Below are 14,670 nucleotides of genomic sequence, written 5' to 3'. Positions count from 1 at the left end.
CCCGGCCTACCGATCCCGACCTATACAGGAGCGCACCGCGGCGACAACTTCCTGCTTACCCGCCATGACGCAGGCCTCCAGCGGCTCCGCGAAGGGTACCGGCGCGAAGCGCGAACCCACGCGCACCGGGGGCGCCTTGAGATCGCCCCACGCGCGCTCGGTCAGTTGCGCCACCACCTCGGCCCCGAATCCGCCGTAGGTCACCGCCTCGTGCGCCACCACCAGCCGCCCCGTCTTGCGTACCGAGTCCACGACGGTTTCGAAGTCCGCCGGCAGCAGGGTGCGCAGGTCTATGACCTCCGCCTCGATCCCCTCCCCTGCCAGCTCCTGGGCGGCCTCGAAACACGCGCCCGCCATCGCCGACCACGAGACGAGCGTCACGTCCGTGCCCTCACGCATGACCCTGGCCACACCGATGGGCTCGAGCGTCTCCTGCGCGGGGATGGGGCCGGTGGTCTGGTAGAGGGCCTTGTGCTCGATCACCACCACCGGGTTGGGGTCGCGGATAGCGGACTTGAGCAGCCCGCGCGCATCGGCGCAAGTGCCGGGCATGACGACCTTGAGGCCGGGGATATGGGTGACCCAGGCCTCCAGGGATTGCGAATGCTGGGCGGCATATCCATGCCCGCCGGCGGAGGTGCGAATGACCACCGGGATGCTCAGTTGCCCCGCGCTCATGTAGCGCAGCTTGGCCGCCTGGTTGGCGATGGCATCGAGGGCGATGGAGAGGAAATCGCAGTACATGATCTCCGCCACCGGGCGCAGGCCGCCGATGGCGGCGCCCACCGCCATACCGGCGATCGCCGCCTCGGAGATCGGCGTGTCCAGCACGCGCTTGTCGCCGAACTCGCGCAGCAGGCCGCGGGTCGCCCCATAGACGCCGCCATAGACTGCGATGTCCTCGCCCATCAGAAAGACCCGCTCGTCGCGCTGCATCTCCTCGCGCAGGGCGGTGCGCACCGCCAGCGCGTAGGCGACCTCGCGCATACGGGTCTGCTCCGGGGCGGAGACGTCAGCCTTCGGGGGCATAGACGTCCTCCAGCGCCGACTCCGGCGGCGGCGGCGGGCTGAGCTTGGCCGTTTCCGCCGCCTGCTCGATCTCGCGGTGCACGCGATCACGCAGCGCCACGAGCTGCTGCATGTCCACCGCGCAGTCGTCGGTGAGCTGGCGCTCGGCGAGGTGGACGGGGTCGTGCTCGCGGAACTCGTCGCGCGCCTCGTCGGGCGGGCGGTAGCGCAGAGTGTCGCTGGTATAGTGGCCGACGAAGCGATAGGTGTTGGCCACCAGCAGCACCGGCTGCTGGTGGCTGCGGCAGACCTCGGCGGCGCGCTGGGCCGCCTCGAATACCTCCCCGACCCGCATACCGTCCACGGTCTCGTGCCAGATGCCGTAGGCGGCGGCGCGGTCGGCAAGGTCGGTGACGGCGCTGGCGCGCTCCACCGAGACCGAAATGGCGTAGCGGTTGTTCTCGCAGATGAGGAACAGCGGCAGCTTCCACAGGGCCGCCAGGTTGGCGGATTCGTGGAAGGCGCCGGTGTTGATGGCGCCGTCGCCGAAGAAGACGGCGGTCAGGCGCCCGTTGCCCAGGTACTTGGCGGCGAAGGCGAGGCCGGCGCCGATGGGGAGGTTGGCGCCGACCACCGGGTTGCAGCCGACGAAGTCGGTTTCCATGTCGGCCAGGTGCATGGAGCCGCCCTTGCCGCGGCACACGCCGTCGCGGCGGCCCAGGATCTCGGCGTAGATGCGCGCCGGATCGGAGCCCCGCAGCAGGCAGTGGCCGTGACCGCGGTGGGTGCTGAGCACGTAGTCCGGTGGCTGCAGGGCGCGAATGACGCCGACGCCGACCGCCTCCTGGCCGATGTAGAGGTGGGTGAGCCCGCGGATGAGGCCGGAGGGGAAAAGCTCATCGTTGATCTTCTCCTCGAAGAACCGCACGCGCAGCAGGTCCTCGTAGAGCGCCAGGAGCTGCTCGGTGGACGGCCGCGCCATGCTACTCCCCTTCCTCGCCGGCCCAGTCCTCGAGGCGGGGCATGAGCGCGGCCAGGAACTCCGCGCCGACCGCGCCGTCCACGACGCGGTGATCCACGGTCAGCGTCAGCCACACCGTCGAGCGCGCCGCCACCTCATCGCCCACCACCAGCGGACGCTTGGCGATGGGGCCGATGGCCAGGATCCCGGTCTGCGGGGGGCTGATGATGGCGGCGAAGGCCTCGATGCGCTTGGGGCCGACGTTGGAGATGGTGAACCCGCCCCACTGCTGGTAGCTCGCCCGCAGCCGACCGCCGCGGGCGAGCTCACTAAGCTCGTGCGCCTCCTCGCTGATCTGGCGCAGGGGTTTGCGGTTGGCGTCGAACAGCGTCGGCAGCAGCACCCCCTGGTCGGTTTGCACCGCGAAGCCCAGGTGCACCGGCTTGAACCGCTTGACCCCCTCCTCCGCGTACCACGCGTTGAGCATAGGGAACTCGGGCAGCAGGCGCGCCACGATGTAGATGAACAGGTCGTTAAAGGTCGGCGCCCATCCGTCACCCGCTCGCTTGAGCCGCTGGCGATAGGCCACCAGCGCGCTCGCATCGGCGTGGGCGAAGAGGTCGAAATGCGGGATCTCCCGCCGGCTCTTGCCCACGCGCTCGCCGATGGCGACGCGCGTCGTGGTGTGGGGTATCAGCTCGAACTCTGGCGCCTGCTTGGGAACATCCATTTTGGGTTGCAGTTACCTCCTCGCAGTATTTTCGCAGGCGCCAGGACCGGTGTCTGCCGATCGGCGCGAATGCGAGCCGTCACGTCATTCTGAGGGAGCCTGGCGACCGAAGACTTGTCCGCCCGTGGCGGAATCCCCTATCGGAGTTGCGCAGGAGGTAGGGGATTCTTCGCCTGCGGCTCAGAATGACATCTGAGCGACCATCCGCGTCCATGCGCTGCCGGCGCTGCGCCCGGTTATCGCCCGCGGGCCTGCGCCAGACGCCGGGCCACGTCGTCCCAGTTGACGAGGTGCTCCATGAACGCCTGGGTCCACTGCGGTCGCTTGTTCTGGTACTTCAGGTAGTAGGCGTGCTCCCACACGTCGAGCGCGAGCAAGGGCGTAACCCCCCATTGGGTCAGGTTCTCATGCTTCTCCGCCTGCAGCACCACCAGCGCGTCATCCGCTTGGCGATGGGCGAGAATGCCCCAGCCCGAGCCCGCCACCGCGTTGGTCGCCGCCAGGAATAGGTCCTTGAACCCCTGGAAGCCGCCGAACTGCTGCTTGATCGCCGCCGCCAGCTCGCCCGCCGGTTCACCCCCTCCGCCCGGCTTCATGTTGCTCCAGAACAGCGAATGCAGGATATGCCCCGAACCGTGAAACGCCAGCTCCGCGCACACCGCCTTGGCGGCGCCGAAATCGTTCGCCTTCAGCATCGCCGCGACCTTCTCCTCGGCCGCGTTGAGGCCCTTGACATAGCCCGCGTGATGAAGGTCGTGATGCAGCTGCAGCGTCTGCTCGTCATAGTGCGGCTCCAGCGCGTCGTAGGAATACGGGAGATCCGGCAGTGTGTGCTCGCCCGTCATGTGCCCATTTCCTCCTTGCATGGGTAGAGCGCGGCGGTGCCTCGCCGCGCGGATTGTGCGCCAGCTTGTCGGGCGCGCCGTCGTTGGCGGTGGCCGCGTGGCGTGGATGCGGCAGGTTTCGTCCACAATCGCCATCTCCGGGCCCGGTCTCCCGCGTGGTTCGCGTCCGCTCCGGCGTGTTCCTGTCGCAATCGTCGCTCATGCTCGGCGGCGCGCAGGAGCAAGCGCCTGGCGACGCGAGGCATCAAGCCGCCTCGGCGGTTGCGACGCCCGTGTCCGCCGCCTCTACCGCCAACCCGAGCGCGAGCGCGGGCGATTACCCCGCCGCCGGCCCTGGTCGCTCCGAGTAGGTTGAATACGCCGCCGCCCGCGGGTCGCTGGCCACAGCGCCGAACTCCTCGATACACCGCGAGCAGTGGTCCTCGCCCCCGCGCGACGCGCAGCGCAAGGCCTGCGTCAAGCTCACATCGTGTGCCATGCCCTCAGCCGGCCTTCGGCCGGCATCAGCGGTCCTTCCCGAGGTCATCCCTGCGACTCCTTTGACTGACTCGTTGCTGCCGTCGGCGGCCACGCGTCGCGGAGCAGTCTCGTCCGCAGACCCGCGACCACTGCGGCCGCCCGATTGGCTCGCGACTGGCCGCTACCAGCGTAGCAGGAACCACGGCGGTTGTGAACCGTAGTCTGTTGCCGCCGCGCAACACCCATGACCAGGCCGGTGACGAGAACGTTCTACGCCTGCGGTAGCTGCGTGGGCGCCGCGCGACAGCGTCATGCAGGAGACGCCCGCGCCATGCCGGAAACAGCGAGCCAATGGGCCCTGGGCGGCTGTCATCGGCGGCCTATTCGCGCCCGACCATCGTGCGAACGAGGACGAGCCAGTGAGCGAAAACGCCGAGACGATGCACGACGTCGTCATCATCGGCGCGGGCCCGGCCGGGGGCACGGCCGCCATCTACGCGGCGCGCGCGCGGCTGAAGACCCTGCTGATAGACAAGGCCAAGCTCGGCGGATCGCTGGCGGTCGCCCCGAAGATTGCCAACTTCCCGTCGGTGACGACGCCGGTGTCGGGCGCGGAGCTGGCGCGGACCATCAAACAGCAGGCGCTCGATTTCGGCGCGGAGTACCTGCAGGCGCCGGTGCTCGGGGTGGATCTCAGCCAGGATACGAAACGGGTATTCACCGGCGAGGGGGTGCTCCTGGGCAAGGCCGTCATCATCGCCACCGGAGCGATGGGGCGCGGAGATCGTGTTCCGGGCGAGGAGCAGCGGGTAGGGCGCGGGGTCAGCTACTGCGCGACCTGCGACGGCGCTTTCTACGACGGTCAGGTAGTGGCGGTGGTGGGCAATAGCGAGGAGGCGGTGGATGACGCGCTGCTGCTGACCAAGTTCGCGGCCAAGGTGCACTTGGTGGCGCCGCCGCCCAAGCTGTGGGTGAGCGATGAGGTGCGCCAAGCGTTGGCGGCGGATCCCAAGATCGAGATGCTGGCGGATACCAAGCTCGTCGAGATCCGCGGGGACGCCCAGGTGCGCGAGATCGTGGTCGGCGCGCCCGAAGGGGGAACGCGGACGCTGGCGGTGGATGGCGTGTTCATCTACCTCGCGGGCAACAAGCCGGTGACCGATTTCCTGGGCGGCACGTTGGAGCTCACCGAGAACGGTTGCATCCGCGTTGACCGCGCGATGGCGACGGCGATCCCCGGGGTCTTCGCGGCGGGCGACGTCCGGTGCACCGAGTTCAGGCAGGCGATCACGGCGGCGGCGGACGGCGCGATCGCCGCCATCTCGGCCGACCGCTACGTCAACCGCCGCGAGAGCTTCCGCCCCAGCCGATAGGCGCGTCGTGGGGCCGGCCGCCATCCGCCTCGCCTCATTGTCGTACCACCCGCACATGCGCCCGGGCTTGTCCTCGAACCCGACAGGGTGCCCTCTTCATCCGTGCGAAGCTGGCGCAAACCCGCATCCGCGAATGGAGATAGCAGCATGAGAGCAGGACTCGCTGTCGCAGTCGTGTTGATGACCGTAGTCGTGACCATGGCTGGCGTGTGCGCGAACCCAGGCGCAGCACAGGATGGCCGGCTCATCGAGCAGGGCAGGCAACTCTGGACGGAGCGTGCCTGCCTGAATTGCCACATGCTGAAAGGTGAAGGCGCGCCCGGCCCCGGCCCGGACCTGACCGATGTCGGCAAGCGGCGAACGAAGGACTGGTTGCGCAAGTGGCTTCGCGATCCACCGGCGGTCAAGCCCGGCACCCTCATGCCGAAGTTCGATTGGAGCGAGAAGCAGCTCGACGGCATCATCGCCTATCTGACATCTTCCGCCTCTACCGCCCCGGCGGCGCCGGCAGCGACGCCGACGCCCGGCCCCAGCGCCGTCGGCGATCCGGTCCCGCCCTCGGCTGGGCAACGGTCGTGGTGGCCGGCCCTGGCCATTGCGGGGGCGATGGGGGCGGTGTCAGGCATGGTAATCGCTGCCTGGCGGCGACAGGCGCGCCGCCAGGTCGGCGAACGGGAGAGATAGCACATCACCGAAAAGGAGGTGAGAGCGGATGAGGACGAAGCTCGCAGTGGCGGTAATGACGGGACTGGTGGTGCTGATGGCGCTGTCGGCGCTGCAAGCGCAGATGATGCACCAGATGCTGACGGAGAAGCAGCAGGTGGCGGCGCTGGACAAGGCCATCGCCGCCGGCAAGCAGGTCTATAGCGATCCCAAGCTGGGCACCAACCGGGCGACCTGCAACTCCTGCCACCCGAACGGCGGCACTACCGGCGGCAAGGTCCAAGCGATGGGCATGGACGTGCCCATCCCCACCCTCAAGGGATCGGCGGCGACCTTCCCCAAGTGGAAGATGGGGGCGGGACGCGTGATCACCCTGGGGGAGATGAACAACGGCTGCATCACCATGTTCCTCAAGGGTAAGGCCCTGGAGCCCAAGGATCCCCGCTACGCGCAACTGGCGGCCTACGTGACCTCGCTGAGCAAGGGCAAGCCGGTCTATCCGCAGTTGCCCAGGTAGGCGAGCCGCAAGCGCATATGTGCAAGGTGACGAGGCGAGCCCTAGCCTCATGGTTCGGGCCCGCCGCCATGCCGAGGGGTGACAGATGAACATCCTGATCGTGTTCGACAGCAGGTACGGCAATACCCACAAGCTGGCGGAGGCCGTAGCCGAGGGCGCGCGCCAGGTGGCGGAGGCGGAGGCGCGACTGGCGCGCCCGCCGGCGTCAGAACCCGAAGCCATCATCCAGCAGAACGAGCGCTGGCAGGCGGCGCACGCCCGGTTCATGCAGGTGCGCGAGGTGACGCTGGATGATTTCCGTTGGGCGGACGCGGTGATCCTGGGCTCGCCCACACGCTTCGGCAACATGACCGCATCGCTCAAGGCGGTGGTGGACGGTTGGGGGCCGCTGTGGATGGAGGGGACGCTGGTGGGCAAGGTCGGGGCCGCCTTCACCAGCAGCTCGACCATGCACGGCGCCAACGAGATCACCATCCTCACCATGTGGCTGCCGTTGATCCACCAGGGGATGGTCATCGTCGGAGTGCCTTATGCGGAGGAGCGGCTGATCTCCACCACCCGCGGCGGGACCCCCTATGGCGCGAGCTCGGTCTCTGGCCCCATGGCCGACCAGGGGCCGAACGAGGACGAATTGGCGATCGCCCGCACCCTGGGCCGGCGCGTGGCCGAAGTGGCGGGCAAGCTCCGGTCGTAGGTGCGCCCAGGGCATCGGGGCAAGCCGACCTGTTCCCGACATAGGGAGACGTTCGCCGGACCGCTAGCACTTCCTGGCCGAAGTCAGCGGATGTGTGGCTGCGTTTGACACAGCGCAGGGCTTGCGGTATCCTGACCTCCACATGCCCTGAGGAGGTCACTGCCACTTGAACTGCATCCTCGTCGTCTTCGATACCCTGCGCCAGGACCACGTCGGCGCCTATGGCAATCAGTGGATACGCACGCCGCACCTGGACGCTTTCGCGCGGGAGAGCGTCGTGTTCACCGCCGCCCACCCCGAATCACTGCCCACGCTGCCGTTCCGGCGCGGGCTCTACACCGGCGCGCGGGTGTTCCCGTTCTCCGACCACCGCCAATACAAGGGCGATTTCGTCGGCGCGCCCGGCTGGGGGCCCATGCGCGAGGAGCGCCCTGCGCTGTCGGAGGTCCTGCACGAGGCCGGCTATCGCGCCGGACTCATCAGCGACGTCTATCACCAGTTCAAGCCGTCGAAGAACTTCCACCGCGGCTTCGATCAATGGACCTGGATTCGCGGGCAGGAGAATGACAAGTACCGCTCCGGCCCGGAGCCGTCGCCGGAGGCGATCGCGGCGCACCTGCCCGCCTCGACCCTGCAGCAGCCACTCGCAGAACGCCGCGGCTACGGCTTGCTGCGCCAGTACCTGATGAACACGGCGGAACGCCGCTGCGAGGAGGACTACTTCGCCCCCCAGGTCTTGCGCGCGGCCGCGGCGTGGCTCCAACAGAACCGCGACGCGGAGCGGCTATTCCTGACGGTTGAATCGTTCGATCCGCACGAGCCGTGGGATCCGCCGGAGTACTACCGCAAGCCCTACGATCCCAGCGGCGATGAGGTGGGCGACGTGACCCTGTCGGGCTACGGCCCGGCGCAGGGACTGACCGCGGCCGAGCTGCGGCGCCTGCGGGCCAACTACGCGGGCGAGGTGACGATGGCCGACCGCTGGTTCGGGGTGCTGATGGAGACGATGGAGCGGCTGGGGCTGACCGAGGATACGATCGTGGTGGTGGTTTCCGACCACGGGCACTGCCTGGGCGAGCACGGCGTGATCTCGAAGCAGGGGCACCCGATGTCGCGCGAGATCGCGGACCTGCTGCTGATGGTGCGGGCGCCCGGCGTGAAACCGGGGCGGAGTGATGCTCTCATCAGCTCGCACGACATCCCGGTCACGCTCCTGCGGCTGATGGGGGTGGAACCGCCGGAGACCATGACCGGCCTCGATTTCTCACCGGTGCTGCGGGGGGATCAGGAGGCGCACCGCGACCACACAACCACCGCCTGGGGGCCGTTCGTGATGGTGCGGGATGCGCGCATGTGGTACAACGCTTTCCTCGGGCGCGAGGCGGAGCGGCTGTACGACCTGCAGGCCGATGCGCAGTTGCGCCGCAACCTCGCCGCCGAGCATCCCGAGGTGTGCGCGCACATGGCCGCCCTAGCCGTAGCCGACGCCGGCGAACCGATCCCGGAGTGGCTGCTGGGCATGCGCAACCAGCCGGGCTGCACCCCGCTGGAACCGGAACTGGCCGTCGAGTAGAGCCGGCGCCGCCCCCGCGGGCGTCTCTTACTTCCTGCTCAGCGCGTCGTAGCCCGCCGCCAGGGCGGCGGTGGCGATGGGCGTGGTCACCAGGGCGCCGAGATACATCGCACTCACGCCTGCGTTCATCAACGTCGTCATCAGGAACGTGAACAGCAGCATCATCCACAAGCGCCCGCGCATCGCATTCCACGCGAAATCGAGGGCGTCCATACCGCCCCGACGCGTATCCACGATGCGCATCAGCGCCAGCCACAGCAGGCTCTGGATGCCGTAGAGGACCGGAAGCCCGATGAGGACGAGCGTGAACGGCAGCGCCACGAGGCTGGCGGCGCCGAGCACCCAGCACACCCAGGTGCACGCCCACCATTGGCGGAAGCCGTCGCCCAGGTGCGCGGCCGTCACCTTGCCGGTGCGCGCCCCCGCCAGGAAACAAGCGTAGATGCCCCCGAGCAGCGCCGGCATCAGGAAAGCGACGAACAGGCCCAGTAGCCCGAACAGGCTCCCCATCGCCGCCAGCGCAATCTTCTCACCGCGGGCGCCGACCGCGTCGGCCGTGATGACGGCGCCGATGATCCCGACGTAGACGAGGATGCCCAGCCCGATGAGGGGGACGAGCATCACCAGCGGGATGGCGATGGAGGGGCCGATGTTGTTGACGAAGACGTCCCAACCGCGCTTGACCCAACCCCCGACATCCACGTCGGGCGGCGCGTAGTCCAGCGCCCGCCCGCAAGACACGCAATAGCGCGCCGCGTCATCCGCTGCGCCGCCGCAATGCGGGCACCTCCGCGCCCCCGGCGGCTGGAGAGGGGAACCCGGTTCCGTCTGCATGGCACTTAACCCCCACCGGGAACGAGTCACAGGGAACCCGCCTCCCGGCAATGATGTCAGAAGCGGTTTCGGGGCGGTGCGTGCCTGCCGCAGCCGCTTGGACCGGTCCGCCAGAGTCTCACAACTGCTCACAATTCCATGTTGACTGTGCCGGCGGCGTCGTTGCCGAAGACGTCTACAAGGCGCACAGCGATGGTGCAGGTCTTGCCGGCCGGCAGGTTATGAGTCACCGTCGTGGGCACGACGCGGGTGCGCCGGCCGTTGCCGCGCAGGGCCTGCCACTGGCTCTTGAAGGTGTAGCCGTCGTACTCCCAATCAACCGCCCAGTAGTCAATGAGTACCGCGAAGTTGTTCTTGGCCAGGGCCAGCAGTTCCTCGCGATCCTCCTGCTTCTGCACCGGGATGTCAAACAGAACATAGCGCTCGATCCCGATGGTGACCTCGGCGGCCCCGTCCTTCTTTTTCTTCACCACTGGCTTCGCCAGGCGCAAGTATGGCTTCTCGTGAAAGACGACCTTGTCGCGCAGCGGCTCGATATCCCCCTCGTCTTTGGCCCTTTTGAGGTAATCGTAGATGTCGGGCGGGATGAAACGGCTCTCGATTCTCACCTTCGCAGGACGCTTCGAGGCCTTCAGCCGGTTCTCAAGCGCCGTGGAATAGTTGTACTCATAGTCCCAGGCAAGGATGACGAGGCGGCGGTAGCCGGTGCCGTCAAGGGCTTCAGCCTGGTGAGCCAGTTCCTCGACTTTCCTGGCGCTTACTGGCCGGTCAGGGTAGCCGACATATACCAATTCCAGGACGCCATCATCAACCTGGCGGGCGCCCAGGTCGTTGGTGCGAGGCCGGGGCGTAGCGCCGTAGAGCTTGAGGATGATGCGCTGCATCTCCCCGATGCGCCCGCCAGTCAGATAGATCATCTCACGCTGGTAGTTGCCGATGTTCTCAATGAGGAAGGGCTTCGCACCATCTTCGACTAGGCGCGTGCGCGCCACCTGTATGGCGGTCTTGCCGAAGTCGCACCCCATCCAGCGCCGCCCGAGCGTTTCTGCAATGGCAAGGGTTGTTCCGGAGCCGCAGAAAAGATCCGCGACGATGTCACCAGGGCTAGATGACGCCTTAATGATCCGCTCAAGCAATGGTTCGGGCTTCTGCGAAGGGAAACCAGTATTCTCATTTCCGCTACTCACGTGGCGTATGCGCCAGACCGTGTCAGGTACTTTCCCCAGCTCATGTCCGTAGGCCTTGCGCACGGACACGCCGCCTGTACCCAGGCCCCCTCCGTAGCCCGCGGACATCACGTCTGCGGAGGCCTCCTCGTATGGCACGCGCACGTCGTCTGCGTTGAACGTCCACTCATCCGATTTGACGTAGCGAAACAGTACGTTGTGCTTGTCTGGAAAGTCGCGACGAGACGCGGACATGCTTGGAAAGTGCCATACGATCTCATTGCGCATATGCCGCACTCCGAAGATCTCATCCATCACCACCTTCACGTAGTGTCCGACGTGCCAATCCATGTGCACGTAGATAGTGCCTGTGTCCGCAAGTAGCCGCTTCATCAATTGAAGTCGCGGATAGAGCATGTCGAGATACGAGTCGCTTCCGCCTGCCCAGAAGTCCTTGTAGGCCAATCGTTCAAGCGCTGAAGGCTGCTTCGTAACCTCATCGCCGGCGATGGTCAGCTGGTAGTAGTAATCCTCGGATGATGCGAACGGCGGGTCAATGTAGATGAGGTTGATCTTCCCCTCGTACCCCTGCGCGAGCAGCGCCTGCATGGCGAGCAGGTTATCGCCCCAGATGAGGCGGTTCATCTGCTGCTTGTCCAGTTCCTCGTCACCGAAAAGGCCGTCGCGGAAGGAGAACGGGAGAGTCGCCGCGTCGCGGGCCGGGTTCGGAATCACCACCTCGGCAGTCTGGAACTCAATGTCGCGCGGGTTGGGCGCGCGGCGGGGCTTGGTGTCCCACACCAGCCGCGCCGAGTCTTTTTTGCGGCGCTCCCCTCGGCTGCGCTCGGGGTAAACAACGCGGTTATTCGCCATAAGGGGCAGCCTCCTCTCCGATCACAAAGAGCGCCCCTTCGGCCTGGGCAATCAACCTGTCGCGCAGAGCGCGGCACTGCGGCACGAGACCCTGAAAACTGAGGCCGCGGTTCTGCTTGAAGAGGCTCTCTGAGAGAATCACGTATTCCCACTTCGAGGGTTGCGGTAGGTCATCCGGGGCACGCACCGTCGAGGCAGTATCACACCAAGCCTGGGCGGCCCGGGCCTTGATGGCCACCGTGGGCGAGTCGAGGTCGCGGTCAGCCTTGGTCTCCACCAGGTAGATGGCATCCGCCTCCCTCACAATGAAATCCACCTCGTACTCCCGGTAGATTGCGTCGGTGTCCCGGTAAGGAATGCGGAGGCCGTGTTTGCGGTCGAGCTTGGCATAGGCAAGATCGGGTGAGGTGTTGAGTGTTTCAAGCATGAAGTCTTTCTCGAACCCACCGCCAACCGCCGAGTAGGGAAGCCGCGGATAGATGCTCCGGTCTGTCGCTACGCTGTGAGATTCCCTGACCATGATTCGCGGCACCTGAGAGAGGCGTTTCCAGATCCCCTGCCGGACCTCGAACTGCGCCTTCTCGGCGGCCCGGAGAATGGCAGTGCGCACCTGGTTGACGACATGGTCAAAGACTAGGGTGAAGTTCAGCACCTGGTAGTCCTCAGGCGCGGTGAAGTCAATCTCCTGGCGGAAGAGATGTCGGGCAGCATACTCGTCCACGACCTCGGCGATCTCTGCCAACTTTCCGGTGAGCAGTTGCACCTTGCCCTCTCTCGCGATGGCGCGCGACGCCTGGCTGAGAAAGAAGTTGTAGTCGAAGTAGGGGTTGTCGAGTTTCCAGGTTCGGGTGCGCTTATCGCTCGGGACGTGGACATCGGATATCGCCAGTTTCCCCAGCATCTGCTTGAGAGAGGCGAAGTCGCCGGGGTAAGCGGGTAGCGCTGATATATCGAGTTGGCGCAGATCGGGGAGGCGACCCTGCTCAAAGATCTGGACCGGCCAGGCTATGTCGTGCGACGGGATGCGCGTTGGGATGGCCTCGACCGGGATGATATCGCCGGTCGTCGTGACGCGACTGGTATCGCCTTCGCCGATGATGTAGCCCTCGCGGCGAAGTTGATCATAGAAGGCACGGAACCGAGGGTGCTCCACGATGAAGAGGAAGTCGAGAGAGTTGGCGGGAATACGGCCCAGCCGAATCTGCTGGTAGGCCTCCCGCTTGGCATCCTGGAACTCAGGATGGCTCGCCGGAGGGAACATCAGGCGAAGCCCGCGACCGACGATCTGCTCCAGGAGAAGGTCGGCCTCGGTCGCCCGGAGCACCACGATCACGCAGATGTTCATCTTGTCGAAGCCTTCCCGCAGCATGAGAACCGAAATGACCACCCGCAGCGGGTCAGCGTCAACGTCAATGGCATCTAGGCAGCGGCGGGCGCCGTCCAGTTCTTTATCCGGAAGGCCGGAATGGATGAGCAGCACCTGCCCCTGGCCATCGTCGTTGACCACATCGCGTTTCCCGTAGGTATTCCCGCGCTCATCGGTAAGGGTGGCGAAGTGGTTCACCACGAGGCCCGCAACCTCGGTCTCCTCCGCCAGCACCAGCATGACTGGCTTCTTGTCTATGCCGCGCTGCCTCAACTCCTCCGCTAATTGCTCCATCTTCCTGCGCCCGATGTCGAGCAGCAGCTTCTGCCCTGGCGAAAGTCCGGTTACCTGTCCGCGCCTGCGACCGCTCTCCGGCTCCGTTCGCTCTGCGCGAAAATCAAGTTCTTCGAGACGCTCGCCGCCGATGGCCTGGCGCTCTTCCAGGAAAAGCTGCTTGACCAGCATGTGGTTCATGGCCTCGAGCAGGGCATAGTCATACACGATGTGGGGGAAGTATTCTCGCTCCGGGCCGCTTCCGAAGAAGGGGGTGGCCGAGAAGTCCAACTGCATGAAAAGGCCCCGTTCGTCGCCGTGCGCCTCAGTCAGTCGGTCATAGAGCACCCCCATGAATTGCCGCCAGACAAGTTCATCGCTTTGGCTGACACGGCTGCCGCGCGGCTTTTTGCCGTGGACATGATGGGCCTCGTCGTTCATCACTACCAGGTCAGGAAACTCTGAAAGGAAGTCTGCGATGATTTCGCCGCGCGACTGTTCCTCCACATCGGCACCGGTCAGTCGGTCCCACAGGCTGCCCTCCGGCGGTTTGAGGCGGAACTGCTGCCAATTCGTGAGGAACACAAACGGGCCGTCGGGAGGCGTAGTATTTGGCCGCACATCTGACGGCTCCAGGATTTCGATGTGGAACTGATCTTGCCACATTGCGCCTGGCGGGATGAACAGTTCCCGGCGATAGTCAGAGGTCTCCGGGTTGCGAAGACCGGTCTTGCGGTCACGCTTGCCCTTAAACGAGTCCAGGAGGCGGTTCAGCACTTCGTGGCCAGGAGTGACCACCAAGAAGCGACCTGAGTAGACTCCTGGACGCTCTCGACGCAAGGCGTTGAAGTATTGCCAGATCAGCAGGGCGGCCAATACCCAGGTCTTGCCGGAGCCGGTGGCCATTTTGAGGCAATACTTGGAGAAGGGGATGTTCTGGACCTCGGCTTTGAGGGCCTGGAATTGCAGCAGGGCCTCCGGTGCGACGCGTTGGTAGAGGCGCGCAAGTGTAGGTTCTTGCAGCGCCTCGTGGCAGTAGATGACAGTTTCGATGGCGCGCTGTTGGCAAAGGTAGAAGCACTCGCCGCTGTCCGGATCACGGTTGAACCAGTAGGAGAGGAGATCGTGGGTTGTCTGGGTGACGCCCGGCCAGCCCTGCTTGCTCCACCCCTCGATGTCGCCCGCGAGCTCGCGAGCCAGGTGGAGTTGAGCGAAAGCGTCATCGGAGGCTCGCTGTCTCATAAGGCCCTTCTTCCCTCTTCACGCACGCTGCCCTTCTTGTGCGACTTGCTCCTGGTGTGTGCACATCGAGCCGGCATTTCACATCCCATGCCT

At 65.9% G+C, this 14,670-nt stretch carries 12 protein-coding genes; 5 read left to right on the top strand and 7 right to left on the bottom strand.

All coding sequences use genetic code 11. The features are described 5' to 3' along the window. Positions 1-6: 6 nt before the first annotated feature. The 4 genes from VM221_01915 to VM221_01900 all read right to left on the bottom strand — a co-directional run bounded on the left by VM221_01915 (position 7) and on the right by VM221_01900 (position 3,544). Positions 7-1,029: an alpha-ketoacid dehydrogenase subunit beta gene (locus tag VM221_01915; protein HUT73574.1), complete on the bottom strand. Its 1,023-nt coding sequence runs from the start codon at positions 1,027-1,029 to the stop codon at positions 7-9. Next, the gene (locus VM221_01910; protein HUT73573.1) at positions 1,013-1,990 is read right to left on the bottom strand and encodes a thiamine pyrophosphate-dependent enzyme; all 978 of its coding nucleotides are present in this window, start codon (positions 1,988-1,990) and stop codon (positions 1,013-1,015) included. Before VM221_01910 ends, VM221_01915 begins: the two co-directional genes overlap by 17 nt. Before the next feature lies 1 nt (position 1,991). Further along, on the bottom strand, positions 1,992-2,699 hold the full coding sequence (locus VM221_01905; protein ID HUT73572.1) for a 2-oxo acid dehydrogenase subunit E2: 708 nt from the start codon (positions 2,697-2,699) through the stop codon (positions 1,992-1,994). Positions 2,700-2,935: 236 nt separating this feature from the next. Next, positions 2,936-3,544: a superoxide dismutase gene (locus VM221_01900; GenBank protein ID HUT73571.1), complete on the bottom strand. Its 609-nt coding sequence runs from the start codon at positions 3,542-3,544 to the stop codon at positions 2,936-2,938. A gap of 878 nt (positions 3,545-4,422) precedes the next feature. On the opposite strand from VM221_01900, the gene VM221_01895 reads away from it, so the two are divergent. The 5 genes from VM221_01895 (at position 4,423) to VM221_01875 (ending at position 8,823) form a co-directional block, all read left to right on the top strand. Next, entirely contained in the window at positions 4,423-5,376 is a 954-nt protein-coding gene (locus tag VM221_01895; GenBank protein HUT73570.1) for an FAD-dependent oxidoreductase, read from the top strand. Positions 5,377-5,523: 147 nt separating this feature from the next. Beyond that, positions 5,524-6,060, top strand: coding sequence for a c-type cytochrome (locus VM221_01890; protein HUT73569.1), 537 nt, complete (start codon positions 5,524-5,526; stop codon positions 6,058-6,060). Between the two features lie 28 nt (positions 6,061-6,088). Then, entirely contained in the window at positions 6,089-6,556 is a 468-nt protein-coding gene (locus tag VM221_01885) for a hypothetical protein (GenBank protein HUT73568.1), read from the top strand. An 85-nt stretch (positions 6,557-6,641) separates the two neighbouring features. After that, entirely contained in the window at positions 6,642-7,250 is a 609-nt protein-coding gene (gene wrbA, locus VM221_01880; protein HUT73567.1) for an NAD(P)H:quinone oxidoreductase, read from the top strand. Positions 7,251-7,416: 166 nt separating this feature from the next. Further along, positions 7,417-8,823 (top strand): sulfatase, encoded by a 1,407-nt coding sequence (locus tag VM221_01875; protein HUT73566.1) that lies wholly within the window; start codon positions 7,417-7,419, stop codon positions 8,821-8,823. A gap of 27 nt (positions 8,824-8,850) precedes the next feature. On the opposite strand, the gene VM221_01870 is transcribed toward VM221_01875, so the two are convergent. From VM221_01870 to VM221_01860, 3 genes are all read right to left on the bottom strand, one after another. Further along, positions 8,851-9,564: a hypothetical protein gene (locus VM221_01870; protein ID HUT73565.1), complete on the bottom strand. Its 714-nt coding sequence runs from the start codon at positions 9,562-9,564 to the stop codon at positions 8,851-8,853. A gap of 221 nt (positions 9,565-9,785) precedes the next feature. Further along, complete coding sequence (locus VM221_01865; protein HUT73564.1) at positions 9,786-11,696, bottom strand: site-specific DNA-methyltransferase; 1,911 nt, start codon at positions 11,694-11,696, stop codon at positions 9,786-9,788. Next, positions 11,686-14,577 (bottom strand): DEAD/DEAH box helicase family protein, encoded by a 2,892-nt coding sequence (locus tag VM221_01860; GenBank protein ID HUT73563.1) that lies wholly within the window; start codon positions 14,575-14,577, stop codon positions 11,686-11,688. The genes VM221_01865 and VM221_01860 overlap by 11 nt, the downstream gene beginning before the upstream one ends. Positions 14,578-14,670: the final 93 nt, after the last annotated feature.

The sequence above is a fragment of the Armatimonadota bacterium genome, from assembly GCA_035527535.1.
Taxonomy (GTDB): domain Bacteria; phylum Armatimonadota; class Hebobacteria.
This window is presented reverse-complemented; position numbering and strand designations above follow the sequence as displayed.